This window comes from Litorimonas haliclonae (assembly GCF_965138505.1).
In the GTDB taxonomy this organism is placed as follows: Bacteria; Pseudomonadota; Alphaproteobacteria; order Caulobacterales; family Maricaulaceae; genus Litorimonas; species Litorimonas haliclonae.
Genome location: NZ_CBCSCO010000004.1, coordinates 263,687 through 282,098 on the forward strand (window position 1 = coordinate 263,687; position 18,412 = coordinate 282,098).

The following is an 18,412-nucleotide window of genomic DNA, read 5'->3' on the forward strand; positions in this document are numbered from 1 at the left end:
GATGTCTCTCCTTACTTCACTTCATAGGGCAAGAGGCCCAAAAAGCGGGCGCGTTTGATGGCGCGGGCCAGCTCACGTTGTTTCTTACCGGACACGGCAGTGATGCGTGACGGTGCGATTTTGCCTTTTTCAGACATATAGCGCTGCAGCAATTTCGGATCTTTATAATCGATCGTCAGGCCATTCTCGCCGGAGAAAGGGCAAACTTTGCGGCGACGGCGAAAACTCGTGCGGCTTGGCAGGTTTTCAATTTTGATTTCGTCTTTTGCCATTTTCTAATCCTCCTTATTGCGACGCTTGCGCTCTTCGCGTTTTTTCATAATCGGGGACGGATCATCAGAGAACTCATCCACGCGGATTGACATATAACGCAATACATCTTCGTTGATGCGGTGCTGACGCTCAATTTCGTGAAGCGTATCAGCTGTCGCGTTCAGCTTGAGCATAGAATAATGCGCTTTGCGGTTTTTTTGCATGCGGTAAGCCAGATTACGCAAACCCCAATATTCGGCACCTTCAACGGTTCCGCCGGCGTTTTCGACTTTTCTGGCAACATTTTGAACAAATTCTTCGACCTGGTTCGAAGAGATGTCCGGACGTGAGATAATCACGTGCTCGTAGAGAGACATAACAGTCCTTCATTTTGGGGACGCGGCGCCGGGCATTTCGTGAAGGCGAAATCCCAACGATGGCTCTGAGAGCAAAGCCCGACCCCATGTCAGACAAAAAGCAAACAGACCGCATCCGGTGAAGCGCGCCTTATAGAGGGGAATGCGCGCCGTGCAAGGGGGAAATGCGGTTGTTTGGGGCTTTGGAAACGGCGGCGAAAGCCAAAATCGATCCCGTGAATCGATTTTAGTCGGAAAAGGCCACGGCAGTGGCTTGAGGCCGTTATGGGGGCGAAGGAGACATTAGGTGAGCGCATTAGATCGCCTAAATTAAGTCGCTTATCGATAGGGTTAGTATATTGTCAAAACGCGCATTTCTGTGTTCACGTTGGGAGGGCGTCAATCTTCGGCAAATCTTCTAGCTCTCGTTCCCAAGTCGCACGGCTTGCGAAACATATGTGGGCGTCGGGGCGTACATCGATAGGATTATCTAAGCTTCCGGCTGGTACGACCAATAGAGTACCGTTTATCTGGACACTCGGAACGGCGGAGCCGCATGTGGAACAGAAGGATTTTGCATGTAGCGTGTATGGTACAACATAATCTTTGACGTTTGCTACGCCAGTTCGCCAGGTGACTTTTGCTGTTGAAGAGAAAAGGTTTGCCCCATGAGCGGAGCCAGTGCCTTTTTGACATCGTCCGCAGTGACAGAGGAAGAACTGTTCGAACGCTAGACTTCGAATTGCACCTCGCCGCAGAGACAAGATCCTTTGTGGGTTAACTTCATCATCTCGCCTTATGCTTATCGTAAAAGGGTATTCTTAAGGTAAGACAGCGCTGATAGCGAGCTTCATGAGGACTTCAAAACCAAGTATTAGATGAGAGACATACAATCGCCCAAAGTAAGACACTGGGCTAAGGTCCGCTTTGGGGATGAACCCGCCTCATTGAAATTGTGGGAAAGTTTTGAAGAAGTCCCATATTGAGCATGGAGAGACGGGTGTAGAGGAGGTTTCTCTCCACCTTTGCAAACAAAACTCCCCCGCAAACGGGGGAGGCAAATCAATTTAGATTTTATAACTGCCAATCGGCAGAGGGATCCTACCAACGGCGCTCTAGGTCGCGCAACTGATCGAGTTCATCGCGGATTTGGTCGCGTTGATACCGCACGTCGCTCGTATAAGGCGCGTTTGATAGACGGCGGTCTTCGTCTTCCAAATAGCGGATGCGGGTTTCGACGTCGCGTTCGCTATAATAGGTCCGGCCATTAATGGTATAGCCTTCTGGGCTATCGGCATAGGGGTCATAGCGCGGATCTTGATAGCGCGCGTCCAGATATTTGCCGCAGCTCTTATTGGCAATGGCGATACCTGCTGCGGCTCCGCCTGCTGCGCCAACGGCTGCGCCTGTTCCGCCGCCTTCAACTTCATTGCCGACCACTCCGCCGACCACGGCTCCGATACCGGCGCCGAGGAGCTGGCTATTCCGGTCGCGACGAGCACATTCTATATAGGCCGGCGTCTTGCGGTAGCGTTGTCCCTGATATTCGACATAGGCGTCATCATTATATCCATATCCACGGTCATTATAGGGATCATTATATCCGCCGGAGGACGCGCAGGCGCTGAGGGCTGATCCTAGAATTAAAACGGGAAGTAGCTTTTTCATGATAATCTCCAATTGTGGCGGACCGCCTTTTGCGAGCGTCCTAGAAAACAGAGAGGCGGTGCGGGATTGCCATACTGTAAGCAGAGGGCAATACGCAGCGTCCTGTTGGGGATATAATCCGCGAGAGCAATCTGGGTTCCAAATATCGTTTAAATCGGTTGGTGGAGGCTATTCCTATTCGCTCGCCGACGCTGAGACCGTCGTCATGATGGAGGATGTAACGGGTGGGATTTGCTCCCTCTAAACGCGCTCACCCCGCCCTCGCTCTGCGTACCCTAAAGGGCAATCGGGTAATCCATATGGTGAAGGTTCGGCTAAATGAGGTATTTCAATCACACCTAACAGTCGCCTCTTGCGCCGAACTGAAAATTCTTACTTGTCGAAACAGCACCGCATGGATTGCTCGATCCAATCGCGTCGCGAGACTTCATCTCGCTTTGGCTCATAGGGCAATGACGGAGAGGGGAGTAGGGATAGATTGGACTGTTAGAGAAACTGCAGCTGCATCCTCACTACCTCTGCTTCGCAGAGCCGCGTTCGGATGGTGAAGGCGGCTTAGGCCGCGTGACTACAAATAGTGCCACGAGCAGTAAACACACCCCCTGCACGACAATCGCCCAGACCGGGAGGTGGAAGACAAACGCCAGACCAAAGGAGACCCCGATTGAAATGATGGTTAGGATTTTGGCTTTGGTCGGGATTGCGCCGTGCTCATGCCAATTGGATATCATTGGGCCAAAAACTTTATGCGCCATAATCCAGTCATGCAAAGCAGGGGAGGAGCGGGCAAAGGCATAGGCCGCGATGATCATGAAAATGGCCGTCGGCAGCAGCGGGAGAAACATGCCAATCGTGCCGAGCGCAACGCAAGTCGTGCCAAGGCCGATCCAGAGCCAGCGCCTCGGGGAAAACCGTTTCATGATAGGACTGTCTTCAACATGATGACTTTGCCTCTACGGCTTTTAACGCAGAACTTCACCAAATCTTTTCAGAATTTTTCGGACGGCGCGCTGAGACATAAATTTCAGCAGAGGCATCACCATGATTGAAACCTGCCTTCCGCTTCGTTAGACCCTCGCTATGACCTCACTTTCCGATAAAAACATTCTTGTCACCGGCGCCTCTCGCGGCATTGGCGCGTCGCTTAACGCTCTATTGTCCGAAAGAGGCGCGACTGTCATTCCGCATGCGAGCGGGCCAAGCGACAACACCGATGACAGCTTTATTTACTGCGACCTAAGCGAGGCAGGCGCAGGACAAAAACTGTTCAATATGGCGCTGGAGAAGCATGACCGCATCGATGCCGTGATTAACAATGCAGGGGTTTATCTGCCGTCCTCCCTCGTGGGAGATGACTGGGATAGCGGATGGGACCGCACTATGGCGGTCAATGTCCGCGCCCCGGCCGATATCTGCCGCGCCGCCATTGCGCATTATCGCGAGACAGGCGGTGGACGCATTATCAACATTGCCAGCCGGGCCGGACAGCGCGGCGACGGCGTGGATCAGGCCGCCTATGCGGCCTCCAAGGGCGCGATACTTGCTATGACCAAGACTTGGGCGAGGGCGCTTAGCGGCGAAAATATGCATTTTTACGCCATCGCGCCGGGATGGGTCGAAACCCGCATGGCCCCAAAAGACATCGAAAACCGCAAAAAAGCTGTAACCGAAATCCCGCTGGGACGCGTCGCTCAGCCCGAAGAGATTGCCGAATTTGCGGCCTTTCTGCTCTCCGATGCTTGCCCGTCTGCCGTCGGCGCGACATTCGATATCAACGGCGCGAGCTATGTGCGTTAATGGCTGAGGCCCGCCGCATTCTCGGCCTCGACCCGTCCCTTGTGGCCTGTGGGTGGGGCGTCATTGACGTGCGGGGGAATAAGGCCTCTCACGTCGCCCACGGCGTTATCCGCCCGCCCAAGAAGGAACCGCTCGCGAGCCGTCTGGATTTTCTCTTCAAAGCCATCATAGACGTAATTGAAAAACATCAGCCGATGGAAGCCGGGGTGGAAGAGGCGTTCATGAAAGATAATGCGATGAGCGCGCTCAAATTAGGGCAGGCGCGGGCCGCCTGTATTTTAGCCTCTACATCCCAGGGGCTTGGCGTTGGCGAATACGCGGCCCGTCTGGTCAAGAAATCCGTGGTCGGCACAGGCGCAGCAGACAAAGCCCAAGTTGCGCATATGATGAATATCCTGCTGCCCGGGGCCAAGGTCAAAGCCGGCGACGCTGCCGACGCCCTGGCCATTGCGCTGACCCACGCCCATCACAAGCGGCTTTAATCGAGCGTATCGGTTTGGCGCAGGCGCGGGAAGAGCTTCGCCCATAATGCGGCGACCCCGATGGCCGCAATTCCGCCGGCAGTGACGGTAAAGACGGCGCCGTAAACCGCCGCCATTAATCCGGCCCGCGCCTCGCCCAACTCATTCGACGCGCCGAGGAAGATGGAATTAACCGCATTCACCCGCCCCCGCACATGGTCAGGCGTCCAGAGCTGGAGGATAATTTCGCGAATATAAACGGACACCATATCAAACGCCCCAACGCCCATCAGCGCCAGAATAGATAGCCAGGCCACCGTTGAAAATCCAAAAATCGTGGTCATCAACCCGAATAAAGCGACCGTTACAAACAAAAGAACCCCTGCATGTCGCTTGATCGGAAACGCAATGAGCAGGGTAATCATGATGACCGCGCCCAGGCCCGGCGCCGCCCGGAGAAGTCCCAAACCTATCGGCCCGACTTCCAGAATATCGCGGGCGTAAATCGGCAGAAGCGCCACCGCCCCGGCCAGCAGGACAGCAAACATATCCAGAGAGATCGCGCCCAACACAATTTTCTCTTTCCAAATATAGCTAAATCCTCCGATCAGAGTGGAAAGTGAAGTCCCGCCTTTCTCAAATGTTTGAGGGGGCTTAGGAATGGAAAAGATAAGTATTGCAGCCACGGCGTAAATACCGGCCGCCGTTCCATACGCTATCGGACCGGACACGCCATAGAGAAGCCCTCCGGCGACGGGGCCAAAGATAGAGGCAAGCTGCCAGGAAGAGGTGGTCCAGCCGACCGCATTTGCGAAATCCGCCCTTGGCACCAAATTAACGACGAGTGATGACGAGGCAGGGTTATGAAAGGCGCGCGCCACGCCGAAGACACCAAGTAAGGACAGAACCCAAACCGGACGAAATTGTTGCGTCAGAGCCAAGTAAAGAATGGCTCCGGCGCAAGCCATCTCGACGATGATAGAAGACCCCATCACCATTCGGCGACCCAATTTATCTGAAGCTAATCCTGTCGCGATGACGAGTAAGAGCGCAGGAGTGAATTGCACGAGACCGATTAGGCCGAGCAGAAGCGCGTTTTGTGTTTCGTCATAGATTTGCCATCCTACCGCAACTGACACAGTTTGAGTGGCGAAAGACGTCAGAAAACGCGCGCTGAAATATTGCGCGAAAGATCGATGTTTGAATGCTGCAAAGCGGTCGTCGGTCATGGCGCGGCCTTATAGATATAAGACCGCAAATTGAACGCTTATTTTGACCTATTTATTTACGCGGAGGCAGATAGGGCTCTGGCTCGGGCGCCGGAGGATAGTAGGTTGGCGGCGGAGGTGTATAAACAGGGGGCTCCGGCTCTGGCTCCGGTGCGGGCGGTACATAAACCGGCGGCTCTGGTTCTGGCTCTGGCTCATATACAGGCGGCGGCGGGGGAGGGGGCGGAAGATAGGTTGGCGCGGCAACCGGGACGCAACAAGGCACACAGCACGGGTCAGGCTGTACATATCCGCAATCTGAATGGCCTGTCTCGCATCCTTCAGAGCCATACCGAGTCGACTCATATGTTGCGACAGTCTCATGTCCGCCTTCGTAACCCGCTCCGTATCGGCTATTGGCCGAATGGGTTGAACAGGCGCTCACCGCAAGACTGCCGAGAACGGCGACAAGAGCAAATCGAGAAGGATGAATGCGGCGCATAACGAATCTCTCTAAATAAAGTTATCAACAGAGTGGCAGAAACCACTTAAAGCTTTGCTAACGGCTTTGCCTTTGCGTTTACCGCGCGAATCCTTACAACTCGAAACATGATTCATTTTATGGTTTTTTTCACATGATCGGCATGATTTCAGGGGTTTGCCTGATGGCGGGGACAGGCGAGGCGATCGTGGATTGCTCGGGCGTCGGCTATTTGCTGCAATGCGGGTCCCGCACTCTGGCTAAACTGTCGGAAGGTGAGGCTACGCGCCTACATGTTGAAACCCATGTGCGCGAACAGGCTATTACCTTGTTTGGGTTCCATTCAGAGGAAGAACGGGCCTGGTTTGTTCGCCTTCAATCCGTGCAAGGCGTGGGACCGAAAGCGGCGCTTGCGATTTTGGACATTCTTTCCCCCGGCGAGATTTTATCTGCCGCGTCATTGGAAGACAAAACAGCTTTTTCTCGCGCCTCGGGTGTCGGGCCGAAATTGGCGACCCGAATTGCGACAGAGCTGTCTGGCAAACCCGCCCCGACAGGACGAGGGTTTCAACCAGCCTTTACCGCCCCGTCCGGCGAGACCGGAACAGAAAGCAGCCGCAATGAAGGCCTGTCCGATATGGGCCTTCGTAATGACGCGGTCAGCGCGCTCGTCAATTTGGGGATAGGCCAGAGCGACGCTTTGAGAGCTGTAGCGCAAGCTTATGCGTCTTTTGATGACGATCCAAATATTGATACGCTGATCCGGGTCGCGCTGAAAGAACTGGGAAGTTAGGCTCAATTATGGAACCGGAGTTCTGGAATGAAACATGGTCAAATCGGGACATCGCCTTTCATAGCGCAAATGTGCATCCCTTTCTGGCGGGCCAACTATCCACTCTATCCCTCCGGTCGGGGGCTCGAATGTTTCTGCCCCTGTGCGGGAAAACTCTCGATATTCATTGGCTTTTAAAACAAGGGTTTCAGGTCGTCGGCGTCGAATTGGTCGAAACGGCGGTGCAAGAGCTATTCGATGAACTAAAAGTGACTCCAGAGATTATTGAGGGCGGAAAGCTGAAACTATACCGCGGTGACAATATCGATGTTTATGTCGGCAATATCTTTGATTTAAGCTCTGCCGAAATAAAATCCGTAGACGGCGTTTATGACCGAGCGGCTCTCGTGGCGCTGCCCGAAAAAATGCGCAAAAATTATGCCGATCAAGTCATGAGGTTAAGCGGTTCTGCGCCTCAGCTTCTTATTACATTTGAATATGATCAGGCCGAAATGGAAGGGCCGCCTTTTTCGGTCACGCGCCAAGCATTGAACCGTCTTTATGGCCAGACATATGAAATTGAGCGGCTGACCGGACGCAATTACGAAAGATTTGAAAATGTGTCTTCAAAAGTTTCCGAAGTCGTTTGGTGTCTGACATGACCGAAGACCGTCTTATATCGTCCGAAGGACAGCTCGGGGATGGGCACGACCGCGCCCTCCGGCCTTTGTCTTTCGTCGATTTCGTTGGACAGAAAAGCGCGATTGCGAATTTGCAGGTCTATGTCGAGGCCGCCCGGCGCCGCGCCGAACCATTGGACCATCTTTTGCTTTCCGGCCCTCCGGGATTGGGTAAAACGACCTTGTCGCAGATTGTTTCCCGAGAGCTTGGCGTGAATTTCCGGGCTACATCCGGCCCGGTCATTTCCAAAGCGGGCGATTTGGCGGCTTTGCTAACGAATCTCGAGCCGAATGATGTGCTTTTCATCGACGAAATTCACCGTCTCAATCCGGTTGTCGAAGAAGTGCTTTATCCGGCGATGGAGGATTTTGAACTTGATTTGATTATTGGTGACGGTCCGGCGGCGCGGAGCATCAAAATTGATCTTGCGCCTTTTACCTTGATTGGCGCGACAACACGAGCAGGGCTTCTCGCCACGCCCCTACGGGATCGCTTTGGTATTCCGGTACGCCTCGAATTTTACGATACGGACGACCTGACCTCTATTGTTGCTCGGGCAGCGGGCAAACTCGGACTGCAAATGAAACCGGATGGCGCGCGGGAAATCGCGAGGCGGGCGAGGGGAACTCCGCGCGTGGCCGGACGTCTCTTGCGCCGGGTCCGCGATCTCGCCGAACATGAAGGCCATACCGTGATTGACGCCCCTGCTGCCGATCAGGCGCTGCGGCGCTTGGGCGTGGATGATATTGGATTGGATAAGCAGGACATGCGCTACCTCCACGCGCTCGCCGAAATGTTTGGCGGCGGCCCTGTCGGGGCGGACACATTGGCGGCGGCATTGTCAGAGGCGCGGGACGCATTAGAAGATGTGATCGAGCCTTATTTGATACAGCAGGGGTTTTTACAACGTACGCCGCGCGGACGGGTCGCTACGCCGCGCGCCTATGCACATCTAGGCCTGGCCCCGCCAAAACAGCCCCCCGCGCCGAGTTTATTTGACGGAGGCGAAAAATGACAGAGCAATCCCATCGGGAAGAGCCTACAATGGGGTGGTTTAAGGGACGTGAACATCACTACCCCATCCGCGTTTTCTACGAGGATACGGATTTTACCGGGATAGTCTATTACGCCAATTACCTCCGATTTTTTGAACGGGCTAGGAGCAGCTATTTCCGCCTTGTGGGATTTAATCATTCCGATTTATGGGAAGCAGAAGACCCGCTCGCTTTCGCAATTAGAAAAATAGAGTTGGATTATAAAAAGCCCGCCCGGATTGATGACCACCTAACTATCGTTACCACTTATGACCGTTTCAAAGGCGCTAGGCTCTGGGTCAGCCAGGCCTGCTATTGCGGGGGTGACCTACTCGTGACCGCCGTCAGCGAAGCCGCGAGTATCACGCCCGCAGGACGCCCAAAACGCGCGCCAAAATGGATGGTGGAAAAATTAGCGCCTTATTTGGAAAGCTAGCGTTTACCGGACTAAGTACCAAAAAAGAATATAGTACATTCAAAGGCTAGAAAAAGACTTCAAGATGACTCAACGCGATAAACTTTTCCTCCTCCCGCCCGGATTTTTAGACAATTCCCGAAGGGAGTATTGTCCGGAATGCGCCGAAGTCTGGGGACTTTTGTCGTATTTCCCCGCGATCAAAGAGAGCCTAGAAATTTCCTATCAGCCTATCGCGAAACCGCGCGAGGATATGGCCGCACAACTCGGCGAGAAGAACCAGAATTGCCCAACTCTGCTTTTACACACTGACAGCCCGTCATATGAAGATTGCGGAATAATGCAGATGAGCGGACATCGGTTCATCAATAATGCCCGCGATATTGGGCGGTATTATGCCCATCGTTTTGGCACACCTTTTCCTCGAGGCTAAGCCAACTCTTTATATGAACTAAAATCAGGAACCGGCGTTATAAGTCTGAGGACGTAACTTATGACACTATTTCGGCGCGCAATTTTGGGCTTGGCTGTTTTTTTGGCGATTATCCTGCTGTTTGCCTTGTCCATGACGTGGTCGAAAATTGCGACCCCTGTGGTCAATAAGGGGCTCAATTGGTGGGGGCCGGAAAATAGCCGCGTCGAGAGAGCGCGATTGCGTTTTCCTCAACTCTATATTCTGTCTGTTCAATCCGCAGATATCGGTAGTCACGGCAATATTTCCACTGCCGATTTGAGCTATAATCCATTTGGGGTTTTGCCTGGCCTAGCGTGGCTTCCCAAGGTTGAAGGCGGGGACGGGCGTTTCGTTATTCCGCCGCGCGACCCAGAGGCCAAGCCCGTTGTGTTGGACATTCGAAATATCATCAACAAAGTTCGCCTCTCTGGGATTGATATTATTTTCAAAGACAGAGACGGGCGAGATAGGGCTTTGGCTGTGTCTTCGGCGGTCGGATCGGTTCGCTCCGGCGAGATAACTGTTTCTGCAACGGGCGGCGGTGCAACAATCGAAATTACGGGGGCCCGCGATGATACCAGTGCCGGTATGCTCGGCGGAACCTTGCGGGTGCGCGGTGACAACGTGAAAGATATCGCCGCCTTGGCCGGGCTCGCGGCGCCGGATACGCCGCCCTATGACCTCTCCATAGACTATAGCCTTCGCGGCCAGACAGCTGATCTGGATATTAGAAACGGTACGGTGGGCGATAGCGATGTTTCAGGTCCGATGTCGGTGAATTTTGCGGGTGACGTTCCGGTTCTCGACGCTAATTTATCGTCTCAAAATCTTGACCTGGACGACCTGGGTATTGTCTTCGGTATTCCGGTCGGCACCGGAGAGGGCGAAACCGTTGGCGCAGAGCAGCAAAAAGCAAAGCAAGCGTTTGAACAGTCCGATCGCATGATTCCCAATGTGGAAATCGACTTTGATCGTTTAGACAATATTGACGGGCGTATCCAGTATCAGGCGCAATCCGTCAAAGCCGCCTCGGTGAATATGACAGGATTGGCTCTGGATATAAATATTGACGGTCGATTAGTGGAGGCTAGGCAGATTGAGGCGTCTTTCCCACAAGGCCAGCTGCAAGCCTATGTGACTCTAGACGCAGGGCAATCTCCGGCTAGGGCGGATGTGAAAGGGAATTTGGATAATATCACGATGGAGGCTCTGGCGCTGTCGGGTTTGGCGCAAGGCAATATAGAAGGCGATTTCGAATTTACGACTTACGGAAATAATTTTCGCGACGCGGCTGCAAGTGCGACGGGCGATATCGCGCTTTGGTCAACGGATTTTAGACTAATTTCTATTGGATCAGAACTGATCGGTCTCGACTTAGGTGAAGCTTTTATGCTGCTTTTGGCGGGAGAGGAAAAGACGGATTTCACCCCGGCGCGCTGCGTCGCCTTTGCCGCTCAGCTAGAGCAGGGCGTTGGCGTTATAGAGCCAGGCGTGATTGATACCGCTGATAGCCTAATCCTCTTGGATGGGTCGCTTAATTTCAAAGATGAGACAATTGATGTGGATGTCCGCGCCGATGCCAAAGATGCGTCTTTGGGCAGTCTATTTGGTGATATCTCACTCGGCGGAAGTTTCCGGGATCCGTCCGTTTCTGTCATTAATGAAGAAACAATATTGCAAGCGGGTTTAACGGCTTTGCTTGGGGCGTTAACCGGACCTTTGGCGGCGCTTCCCTTCATTGATACGGGTGATGCCAAAGACGCGCCCTGCGGAAACCTAATGGCGAGAGCGCAGGCAGCGGCGGACACACCGCCTGCGCAGTGATTAGAGTGTGCCCTAGAAGGCTTTCTGCCAACCTACTGTGACGACGCTATCCGTTTCAAGTTGAGGGCCGTTTAGATTCCGGTAAATTGGAACGCCGATTTCCAAAGCAAGCCGCTGGCCGCGAAGCCATCCGGTTTGTCCGGCGAGATTGACGCCGAATAAGGCTTGGATTTGCTCACCGCCGTGATTAGCCGGATCAGCGGTTTGGACGGGCGCCATAATAGCCGCGTCTGATCCGGAGATATCGCCTTGAGATGACGCTTTCAAACGTCCGGAAAACGAAATCCAGTAATCCGGCTCATAGGCAAGCCATGCCGTTGCCTCGACCCGACTTCCAAACTTATAGCCTTCTTTGTTTTTCTCGAGCGGAACTCGAGCAGAGGTTTGAGCTCCCCAGCCGAGCTTGTGCGCGCGTCCGGAGTACGTCAGAGCCGGCTTGAAATCGAACGTGCCCGAGCCGAGCTGCATAGGGTAAGGGAGACGCGGTGAGGGAGTTCCGCCCATGGGAGTCAAGATTTGATCGGTTTCAGTATTTGATCCCGTTGGAATGGAAACCCCCAAATTGAGATTTATCTGACGCGTCTTAGAGGTCCCGTCATCCAGACCAATAATCGCCGCGACAGTTGTATCGCCAAACCCATCGGACTTTGTGTTGAATTCGCCCAGAACATTTGTGCCCATACCGCCCTGAAAGGTTGTGTGGTCCATATCATTAGTTAGATAAGACCCCATACCCATCAAAGTGATGCGGTCGGTTACCCCGTACATGGCGCCGACCATGTGCATATCCATTTTCATCTTTTCCGGCACAACCCGCAATGTTGGTGGCTGGCCTGGAGCGCCAAAAAAGCTATTGGGAATGGTCGTGGCAATGGTTTCGGGAGAGAGTTGGGCGGTGCCGTCGCGGGAGCCGTCCATATCCATCGTCATATAACGATAAGATATCATGACTTCGCCTTTTTTATGGCGGTGATCTGCCATGACGCCAATCGGGGCGTGATCCATCGCATGTGGAGCTGTTGTGTCATTTTCGTGCGCCGACACAGAGAGAGGGGCAGACAGCATAAGAGCTGTCCCTGCCAAGAGGGTAAGTTTTTTCATTTTGAGAATCTTTCAATAATTCAAGAGGCGCAAAGTTTGCGCTAAAAATAATTCAGAATGCGCGAGTTCTGCGCGGATAGATTTTATGAATTATTGAAAGAGTGGCGGGGCTCGGCCTCCGAGCGGCGGTCCCGTTGGATTGAAATAAAAACCGGTAAATGAAGAGAAATAGCTTGGATGAGCGCGAGGAAAATAAGCCGGAGATGCGCGGAAGACCTTTTGCGTCAGCAAACCAACAATCGTGATGAAACAGTCAGGGCAGTGGTGTTTGTTTTCCGTCTCTCCGTTTTTCTTTATCTCTCCGACAAGAGTCAAAAAATCCGTGAGATGTTCCTGCGCCTCAGGAGAGCTAGTCTGTCCAGAAGGATTGCAAATTAATCCGCCTACATTTGGGCTCGGAGACGCTTGAACCGTGCTGGCTAGAGAGGACCAAATCAAGAGCGCTGCGAGACAGGACCTGAAAGTGATATGAAGTCGCGTGAAAAACACAGCCCGCGATTTAGCGGTTTTTCGTTTTAAAGGAAGCGGTAACTTTGTCGCAAGGCAGCTTTGGCATCTCCGCACTTCTTCCTCTCTCGGCTCGACAAATTGAGCAAGGCGGATTAGGTCTATTTCCAGTAAACTGCCGAGGAAATTATGCGCGCTTTTTTGACTTTGATAGCTGTTATGATTTTCGCGTCCTGTACGCGCGTGGAAGATCACCAAAATCCCATGGCGGGTCTTGAAAAGCGCGATGGTTTTCTAGAGCTTTACATTCATGAGGAAGATAATCGTGTCCTCGTCAAACTGCCCAGAGCGGGTAAGGACGGGGTCGCTCTTCGCCTCATCCATACAGCGCGGCTGACGGCCGGGCTCGGTTCCAATCCGGTAGGTCTGGATCGGGGCTGGGGTGATAGCGGTAAAATTATCGTTTTCCGCCGCATGGGTAATAAAGTCATTATCGAAGCCGAAAACATGACCTATCGCGCTGGCCCGGAGAATCCTCTGGAACAACGCGCCGTTCAGGAAAGCTTTGCCCGCTCTTTTCTAGCTAGCGCCGATATTGTTGATGGTACCAAACGGATGGTTGATCTAACAGACTTCCTGACCAGCGATGTTCTTGGCTTAACCCAATATTTAAAAGATGGCGAACATGGTACGTTTACCGTCGCGAAAGACAGAACTTTGGTCGATACGAAAAATGTCTTCGCCTTTCCTGATAATGTAGAAGTAGATGTGTTTTTTACCCTGAGTTCCGACGATCCCGGACGTGAAGTGGCGACAACGGCCGCCAATGGAAAAGACGCAACCCTCATCCAACATCACTCATTCGTCCGCTTGCCTGAAGAGGGTTATACTCCTTTAAAATCTGACCCGCGTGCCGGAGCGATAGAAGAAGTGCATTATGATTACAGCGCTGCTTTGTCCGAACCGATCGAAACGCGTTTCGCGCGTCGTTACCGCCTTGAAAAAAACGAGGCCGGGGAAGTTATAAAGCCGATCGTCTTTTACATTGATAGCGGGGCGCCTGAGCCCATTCGCTCGGCTCTGATTGAAGGGGCCCGGTGGTGGGAAGACGCTTTCGAAGCCGCTGGTTATGAGAATGGATACCGAGTAGAAGTCCTGCCTGAGGATGCTCACCCCCTCGATATTCGGTATAATATTGTACAATGGGTCCACCGCCAAACGCGGGGCTGGTCTTATGGCGGCGGCGTATCCGATCCACGCACAGGCGAAATGATTAAAGGTCACGTCAATCTCGGCTCGCTCCGGGTTCGCCAGGACCGGATGATTTTTGAAGGTCTGGCCGGCGTATCGAAAACCGATAGCGGCGATATGGACGACCCTGTTGAGCTTGCTCTTGCCCGCATTCGACAGCTTTCCGCTCATGAAGTGGGGCACGCTCTTGGCTTTGCCCATAACTTTGCTGCCAGCACTTACGGCAAAGGGTCCGTCATGGATTATCCGGCGCCGGATGTACGTGTCACGAATGGACAGCTAGATTTTTCAAAAGTCTACGGCGTTGGGGTCGGCGTCTGGGATAAATTTGCCGCCACTTGGCTGTATGGGGATATGACTCTCACTCAACGGGACGAGTTGGTGCAGGACGCGCTTTTGAAAGGCCTCGTATATGTTGCAGATACGGATGCCCGCGCTGTCGGGACAGCGCACCCATTGGGCAATATCTGGGATAATGGCGCCAATCCAGTGAATGCCTTGAACGAAGCATTAGCCGTGCGCCGCATCGCGCTGGATAATTTCGGGCTTCGCAATATTCAGGACGGGCAGCCTGTTTCTGATCTGAACAAAGTAATCGTCCCGATTTACCTTTATCACCGTTATCAAACTGCGGCGGCAGGGAAACTTATTGGCGGCGTCTCTTTTAACTATGGCCTGAAAGGGGATGGGCAGTCTGTAATGGAAGTTGTCGAAACAGATCGGCAAAAGGAAGCTTTGGATGCCCTTCTGAAAACGCTTGACCCGGCTATGCTTGATTTGAAAGACGAAACCCTTGCCTTATTGGGGCCGTCATTGGCCAGCTACTCAATCGCGGATAGCGACCGGGAATTGTTTGAGCGCACCGCTTATCCGGCGTTCGACATTAGCAGCGCTGCTGACACGGCCGCAGCGATGACGTTTGACGTATTGCTTGACCCCAGACGGGTTGCGCGTTTGGTAGAATTTAATCGCCGGGATTCCTCGCAACTTGGTTTCACAGAGATGATGCGAACCATAGAGGACGCAGTGATGAAACCCGCCCCTCGCGACCGGACAGGGGAAATCGCTAAGGTGGTTCAGGCCCGTTATGTGTTCTCTCTGATGGATCTGAGCAATAGCGATGTCAGCCCCGGCATCAAAGCTCGTACCGATGCGATGCTCCGCCGCCTGCAAGATGACCTCAGTAAAAACGGGTCGGGGCATGGAGAGTGGCTTGTCACGCGTATCGAGGAACATCTCAATAAACCCGCTCCGGCGGCTCCGGAAGTGACAGAGTCAAAACCGCTCCCGCCCGGCGGGCCAATTGGCATGGGGGAGTTGGAGACGTGTTGGCATTGTTGAGCGGGTTTTTGAGACCCTTTTCGGAAATATCTTAGACCCATAAAAAAACCGCCTTCAGTGAGGCGGTTTTTTCTTATTCTTAGTTGCGAAGCGCTTACTTTTTGGCTTCGGCCTTTTTCATGTTCCGGCCGGTTGTCCGCTCTGTAATACGCGCAGACTTTCCGCGGCGCTCGCGGAGGAAGTAAAGCTTGGCGCGGCGGACTTTACCGCGGCGCTTAACTTCGATTTCTTCGACCAGCGGAGAGTAAAGCGGGAAAACGCGCTCTACGCCTTCGCCGTAGCTGATTTTACGAACTGTAAAGCTCTCTTGCAGGCCCGGGCCGGAGCGGGAAATGCAAACGCCTTCAAACGCCTGAAGACGTGTGCGTGTGCCCTCAGTAATACGAACCTGAACAACCAGTGTGTCGCCGGCAGAAAAATCAGGAATAGTTTTGCCTTCGGAGAGCAGGCGCTCTTGTTCAGCTTTGTTTAGTTTTTCAATCACGTTCATGACCGTCTCCTTTTTTGGCGTCCGCTGCGACATATATGTCCCATATGTCCGGGCGGCGAGCCTTTGTAATCTCTATTTGTTTATCGCGTCGCCATTTTGCGATCTTTCCGTGATCGCCGCTTAACAACACGTCCGGGATAGCCCGGTCTTTCCACTCCCGGGGCTTGGTATAGAGCGGATACTCCAACAAGCCCGTTTCAAAACTTTCCTCGTCTGCGCTTTCCGATGCGCCCAATACGCCGGGCAGCAACCTTACGCAGGCTTCGATCATGGCTTGCGCCGCAACCTCTCCGCCGGCCAATATGAAGTCGCCGATGGAAACCTCTTCCATTTGGCGGGCTTCTATCACCCTTTGGTCGAGCCCTTCAAACCGTCCGCAAAACACAATAAGACCCGGGCCAGAGGAAAGCTGCCTAACGCGTTTCTGCGTCAAAGGCTTGCCCCGGGGGGTCAGATAGATAAGCGGTCGGCCATCTCGGGCCACACTGTCAATTGCCGCATCCGCAACATCTGGTTTTAAAACCATGCCCGGACCGCCCCCCGCAGGGGTATCATCGACAGTGCGGTGTCTATTAGTGGAAAAATCTCGAATGTCCACTGTCTCTAACTGCCAAATGCCGCTTTTTTCAGCTCCCCCAATGATAGAGGCGCCCAAAACGCCCGGAAACGCGTCCGGAAACAGGGTCAGGGCGGTCGCGCGCCACGGATTTTCAGGGGAATCTGTCATAGAGGCTGGCTCATAACGACAAATCAGACAGAATCATAGTGGGGTCCCGATGTTTGGCGTCCCCAATGTTGCGGCTTGGGTCCTCAGAACCGCCTCCACCAAAACCTCTCTGCCGGGCGGTGTTGCCCGATAGACCGCGAGCCGTTCAGGGCTGAGGCCCAATCCCGGCAGGGTCTGGTTCCAAACCGCGATATAATTTGCCTCACGATCCGGGCGGGCTTTTATCGACAGCGTGTTGAGGAACTGCCGGACTTTCTCCGAAATGTCTTGCCGTAAGACGAAATTCTTGACCCCCGACGAGTCCACCGGAATTTTAGGCAGGACGGGCGCTGAGGCGCTAGGCGCAATGCCAGCCGGCGGGGCCGGCGGGTTGGAAAGGGCAGGGGGAGGTGAAAGCTGTTCACATGGCGCCTTGGCCAAAGACCGTTTGGCGGCGACTGCCCTGACAGATGAGAGGCGGCGAGCTTCAGCTTTTTCGCGTGTGCAGCGATGTAATGCCCGGGCGGCGTTTTGTAACTGACGCGCCCGCGCCAGGCTCTGACGAGACAGGAAATTGAGGTGGCGACGATTGAGGTTCTTGCGGGACATGGTCACCCTCCGAGCGCGGCTCTGCGAAAAAGGGTTGGCGAAGATGCTGCGGCTATTTCTCTAATAGTTGAATCCTTCCCGACCGTCATTGCCCGACTTGATCGGGCAATCCATGCGATGCTCTTTCGATGGGTGTGAATTTGTAGGTGGGCGTAGGAAGCGCCTGCACAGCGTAATTGAAACAGCCCATTTAGCCGAGGCTTCACCAAATGGATTACCCGATCGAGTCGGGTAATGACGAAGATTGAGAGTGAGGGGAGGATCATGATATTTCTCCATGCGAACGCTGCCACTGCCCATCGCGGGGTCAGCTCGTCGCTCTAAAATCCACCCCAACGCAGGTTGGGTTGGTGGGCGGCAACCTGCCACAAAAAAGTGGACAGCCCGCAGAGCTTCGGCTCCTGCCGGAGACCGAAAATGTAAAATGTTTCGCAAGAACCGAAGCTCTGCGGCAGCGATTTTATACCAGAGCGGCCTCTTGTTTCTCCGACAGTCGCGCTCACCGGGTTTATCTCAGCCCGACACTGCACGGTACGGCAGGCTCACACTCATGGCAGGCCCGGCACAGTCCGCCCGCGTCAACAGGCAGATGCTCAACCTCGCCGTCTCCTGCTCCGGTAGGTGACGTCTACCTGTCCATGAGCAAAAGAACGAGTTTAAATATAAGGGCAAATGGGAGAGGGAGGATCTATCTCTCGGATTTTTTGTAAAGGATTGAGAAGGTTGAGGCTTTTGAAAGGATAAGTGCGGACGGAGTTTTATATTGCGGATTAATCCTCCCCCGTTCACGGGGGAGGTGGGCGCGAAGCGCTCGGAGAGGGGAGCCGCATGTAACAAAGGGTAGCGTATTACGCTCCCCCCATCCCCTCGCATTCGCGAGGGACTTCCCCCGTAAACGGAGGAAGAAAGCATCATCGCCCTCCACACCCGTCATTCCCCGTTTGGCCCCTGCCGAAAGGCGCTTCATTTGCCGATCTGCGCCAAGCCGCTCAATCGCACAAACTGGACCCTGCCCTTGCCCTTTAGGGTACGCAGAGCGAGGGCGGGGTGAGCGCGTTTAGAGG

General features: G+C 53.7%; 19 protein-coding genes and 1 pseudogene. 10 read left to right on the top strand and 10 right to left on the bottom strand.

Annotation, left to right across the window (positions count from 1 at the left end; all coding sequences use genetic code 11):
* Window positions 1-11: 11 nt before the first annotated feature.
* From rpsR to ACNA05_RS10975, 5 genes are all read right to left on the bottom strand, one after another.
* Window positions 12-272, bottom strand: coding sequence for a 30S ribosomal protein S18 (rpsR, locus tag ACNA05_RS10955; protein ID WP_415811528.1), 261 nt, complete (start codon window positions 270-272; stop codon window positions 12-14).
* Between the two features lie 3 nt (window positions 273-275).
* Window positions 276-629 (bottom strand): 30S ribosomal protein S6, encoded by a 354-nt coding sequence (gene rpsF / locus ACNA05_RS10960; RefSeq protein WP_415811529.1) that lies wholly within the window; start codon window positions 627-629, stop codon window positions 276-278.
* Between the two features lie 362 nt (window positions 630-991).
* Window positions 992-1,372: a GFA family protein gene (locus tag ACNA05_RS10965; protein WP_415811530.1), complete on the bottom strand. Its 381-nt coding sequence runs from the start codon at window positions 1,370-1,372 to the stop codon at window positions 992-994.
* Between the two features lie 337 nt (window positions 1,373-1,709).
* Window positions 1,710-2,276, bottom strand: a complete 567-nt coding sequence (locus ACNA05_RS10970; RefSeq protein WP_415811531.1) for a hypothetical protein — start codon at window positions 2,274-2,276, stop codon at window positions 1,710-1,712.
* A 512-nt stretch (window positions 2,277-2,788) separates the two neighbouring features.
* Window positions 2,789-3,196, bottom strand: coding sequence for a YbaN family protein (locus ACNA05_RS10975; protein ID WP_415811532.1), 408 nt, complete (start codon window positions 3,194-3,196; stop codon window positions 2,789-2,791).
* A 160-nt stretch (window positions 3,197-3,356) separates the two neighbouring features.
* Here ACNA05_RS10975 and ACNA05_RS10980 point away from each other — a divergent pair, with 160 nt between their 5' ends.
* A complete protein-coding gene (locus ACNA05_RS10980; protein WP_415811533.1) occupies window positions 3,357-4,073 on the top strand; it encodes an SDR family NAD(P)-dependent oxidoreductase in 717 nt (238 codons plus the stop codon).
* Window positions 4,073-4,555 carry a crossover junction endodeoxyribonuclease RuvC gene (ruvC, locus tag ACNA05_RS10985; RefSeq protein ID WP_415811534.1) on the top strand — a complete coding sequence of 161 codons (483 nt, stop codon included), beginning with the start codon at window positions 4,073-4,075 and terminating at the stop codon, window positions 4,553-4,555. The genes ACNA05_RS10980 and ruvC overlap by 1 nt, the downstream gene beginning before the upstream one ends.
* Here the strand turns inward: ruvC and ACNA05_RS10990 are convergent.
* Complete coding sequence (locus ACNA05_RS10990; RefSeq protein WP_415811535.1) at window positions 4,552-5,763, bottom strand: MFS transporter; 1,212 nt, start codon at window positions 5,761-5,763, stop codon at window positions 4,552-4,554. The two genes, ruvC and ACNA05_RS10990, sit on opposite strands and share 4 nt — an antisense overlap.
* 30 nt (window positions 5,764-5,793) lie before the next feature.
* Between ACNA05_RS10990 and ACNA05_RS10995 the strand changes: the two genes are divergently transcribed.
* The 7 genes from ACNA05_RS10995 (at window position 5,794) to ACNA05_RS11025 (ending at window position 11,403) form a co-directional block, all read left to right on the top strand.
* Window positions 5,794-6,246, top strand: coding sequence for a hypothetical protein (locus ACNA05_RS10995; RefSeq protein ID WP_415811536.1), 453 nt, complete (start codon window positions 5,794-5,796; stop codon window positions 6,244-6,246).
* 140 nt (window positions 6,247-6,386) lie between these two features.
* Window positions 6,387-7,016, top strand: a complete 630-nt coding sequence (ruvA, locus tag ACNA05_RS11000; RefSeq protein ID WP_415811552.1) for a Holliday junction branch migration protein RuvA — start codon at window positions 6,387-6,389, stop codon at window positions 7,014-7,016.
* Window positions 7,017-7,024: 8 nt separating this feature from the next.
* On the top strand, window positions 7,025-7,657 hold the full coding sequence (tmpT, locus tag ACNA05_RS11005; RefSeq protein WP_415811537.1) for a thiopurine S-methyltransferase: 633 nt from the start codon (window positions 7,025-7,027) through the stop codon (window positions 7,655-7,657).
* Window positions 7,654-8,691, top strand: a complete 1,038-nt coding sequence (gene ruvB / locus ACNA05_RS11010) for a Holliday junction branch migration DNA helicase RuvB (RefSeq protein WP_415811538.1) — start codon at window positions 7,654-7,656, stop codon at window positions 8,689-8,691. The genes tmpT and ruvB overlap by 4 nt, the downstream gene beginning before the upstream one ends.
* A complete protein-coding gene (locus tag ACNA05_RS11015; RefSeq protein WP_415811539.1) occupies window positions 8,688-9,146 on the top strand; it encodes a YbgC/FadM family acyl-CoA thioesterase in 459 nt (152 codons plus the stop codon). The genes ruvB and ACNA05_RS11015 overlap by 4 nt, the downstream gene beginning before the upstream one ends.
* 64 nt (window positions 9,147-9,210) lie before the next feature.
* A complete protein-coding gene (locus ACNA05_RS11020) occupies window positions 9,211-9,558 on the top strand; it encodes a DUF3088 family protein (RefSeq protein WP_415811540.1) in 348 nt (115 codons plus the stop codon).
* A 60-nt stretch (window positions 9,559-9,618) separates the two neighbouring features.
* Window positions 9,619-11,403: an AsmA family protein gene (locus ACNA05_RS11025; protein ID WP_415811541.1), complete on the top strand. Its 1,785-nt coding sequence runs from the start codon at window positions 9,619-9,621 to the stop codon at window positions 11,401-11,403.
* A gap of 12 nt (window positions 11,404-11,415) precedes the next feature.
* Here ACNA05_RS11025 and ACNA05_RS11030 read toward each other — a convergent pair whose 3' ends face one another.
* The gene (locus ACNA05_RS11030) at window positions 11,416-12,504 is read right to left on the bottom strand and encodes a transporter (RefSeq protein ID WP_415811542.1); all 1,089 of its coding nucleotides are present in this window, start codon (window positions 12,502-12,504) and stop codon (window positions 11,416-11,418) included.
* A 636-nt stretch (window positions 12,505-13,140) separates the two neighbouring features.
* On the opposite strand from ACNA05_RS11030, the gene ACNA05_RS11035 reads away from it, so the two are divergent.
* Window positions 13,141-15,543, top strand: a complete 2,403-nt coding sequence (locus ACNA05_RS11035) for a zinc-dependent metalloprotease (protein ID WP_415811543.1) — start codon at window positions 13,141-13,143, stop codon at window positions 15,541-15,543.
* 97 nt (window positions 15,544-15,640) lie between these two features.
* On the opposite strand, the pseudogene rplS reads toward ACNA05_RS11035, so the two are convergent.
* From rplS to ACNA05_RS11050, 3 genes and pseudogenes are all read right to left on the bottom strand, one after another.
* Window positions 15,641-16,033: pseudogene (gene rplS / locus ACNA05_RS11040) on the bottom strand (50S ribosomal protein L19); the annotation flags it as partial.
* Complete coding sequence (trmD, locus tag ACNA05_RS11045) at window positions 16,020-16,760, bottom strand: tRNA (guanosine(37)-N1)-methyltransferase TrmD (RefSeq protein WP_415811544.1); 741 nt, start codon at window positions 16,758-16,760, stop codon at window positions 16,020-16,022. The pseudogene rplS and the gene trmD, both read right to left, overlap by 14 nt.
* A 33-nt stretch (window positions 16,761-16,793) precedes the next feature.
* The gene (locus tag ACNA05_RS11050; RefSeq protein WP_415811545.1) at window positions 16,794-17,348 is read right to left on the bottom strand and encodes a hypothetical protein; all 555 of its coding nucleotides are present in this window, start codon (window positions 17,346-17,348) and stop codon (window positions 16,794-16,796) included.
* Between the last annotated feature and the right edge of the window lie 1,064 nt (window positions 17,349-18,412).

What these genes read in the sequence shown, in the direction of transcription:
- rpsR (WP_415811528.1), bottom strand. Translation starts at nt 272, where the DNA reads ATGGCAAAAGACGAAATCAAAATTGAAAACCTGCCAAGCCGCACGAGT.
- rpsF (WP_415811529.1), bottom strand. Translation starts at nt 629, where the DNA reads ATGTCTCTCTACGAGCACGTGATTATCTCACGTCCGGACATCTCTTCG.
- ACNA05_RS10970 (WP_415811531.1), bottom strand. Translation starts at nt 2,276, where the DNA reads ATGAAAAAGCTACTTCCCGTTTTAATTCTAGGATCAGCCCTCAGCGCC.
- ACNA05_RS10975 (WP_415811532.1), bottom strand. Translation starts at nt 3,196, where the DNA reads ATGAAACGGTTTTCCCCGAGGCGCTGGCTCTGGATCGGCCTTGGCACG.
- ACNA05_RS10980 (WP_415811533.1), top strand. Translation starts at nt 3,357, where the DNA reads ATGACCTCACTTTCCGATAAAAACATTCTTGTCACCGGCGCCTCTCGC.
- ruvC (WP_415811534.1), top strand. Translation starts at nt 4,073, where the DNA reads ATGGCTGAGGCCCGCCGCATTCTCGGCCTCGACCCGTCCCTTGTGGCC.
- ACNA05_RS10990 (WP_415811535.1), bottom strand. Translation starts at nt 5,763, where the DNA reads ATGACCGACGACCGCTTTGCAGCATTCAAACATCGATCTTTCGCGCAA.
- ruvA (WP_415811552.1), top strand. Translation starts at nt 6,387, where the DNA reads ATGATTTCAGGGGTTTGCCTGATGGCGGGGACAGGCGAGGCGATCGTG.
- tmpT (WP_415811537.1), top strand. Translation starts at nt 7,025, where the DNA reads ATGGAACCGGAGTTCTGGAATGAAACATGGTCAAATCGGGACATCGCC.
- ruvB (WP_415811538.1), top strand. Translation starts at nt 7,654, where the DNA reads ATGACCGAAGACCGTCTTATATCGTCCGAAGGACAGCTCGGGGATGGG.
- ACNA05_RS11015 (WP_415811539.1), top strand. Translation starts at nt 8,688, where the DNA reads ATGACAGAGCAATCCCATCGGGAAGAGCCTACAATGGGGTGGTTTAAG.
- ACNA05_RS11020 (WP_415811540.1), top strand. Translation starts at nt 9,211, where the DNA reads ATGACTCAACGCGATAAACTTTTCCTCCTCCCGCCCGGATTTTTAGAC.
- ACNA05_RS11025 (WP_415811541.1), top strand. Translation starts at nt 9,619, where the DNA reads ATGACACTATTTCGGCGCGCAATTTTGGGCTTGGCTGTTTTTTTGGCG.
- ACNA05_RS11030 (WP_415811542.1), bottom strand. Translation starts at nt 12,504, where the DNA reads ATGAAAAAACTTACCCTCTTGGCAGGGACAGCTCTTATGCTGTCTGCC.
- ACNA05_RS11035 (WP_415811543.1), top strand. Translation starts at nt 13,141, where the DNA reads ATGCGCGCTTTTTTGACTTTGATAGCTGTTATGATTTTCGCGTCCTGT.
- trmD (WP_415811544.1), bottom strand. Translation starts at nt 16,760, where the DNA reads ATGACAGATTCCCCTGAAAATCCGTGGCGCGCGACCGCCCTGACCCTG.
- ACNA05_RS11050 (WP_415811545.1), bottom strand. Translation starts at nt 17,348, where the DNA reads ATGTCCCGCAAGAACCTCAATCGTCGCCACCTCAATTTCCTGTCTCGT.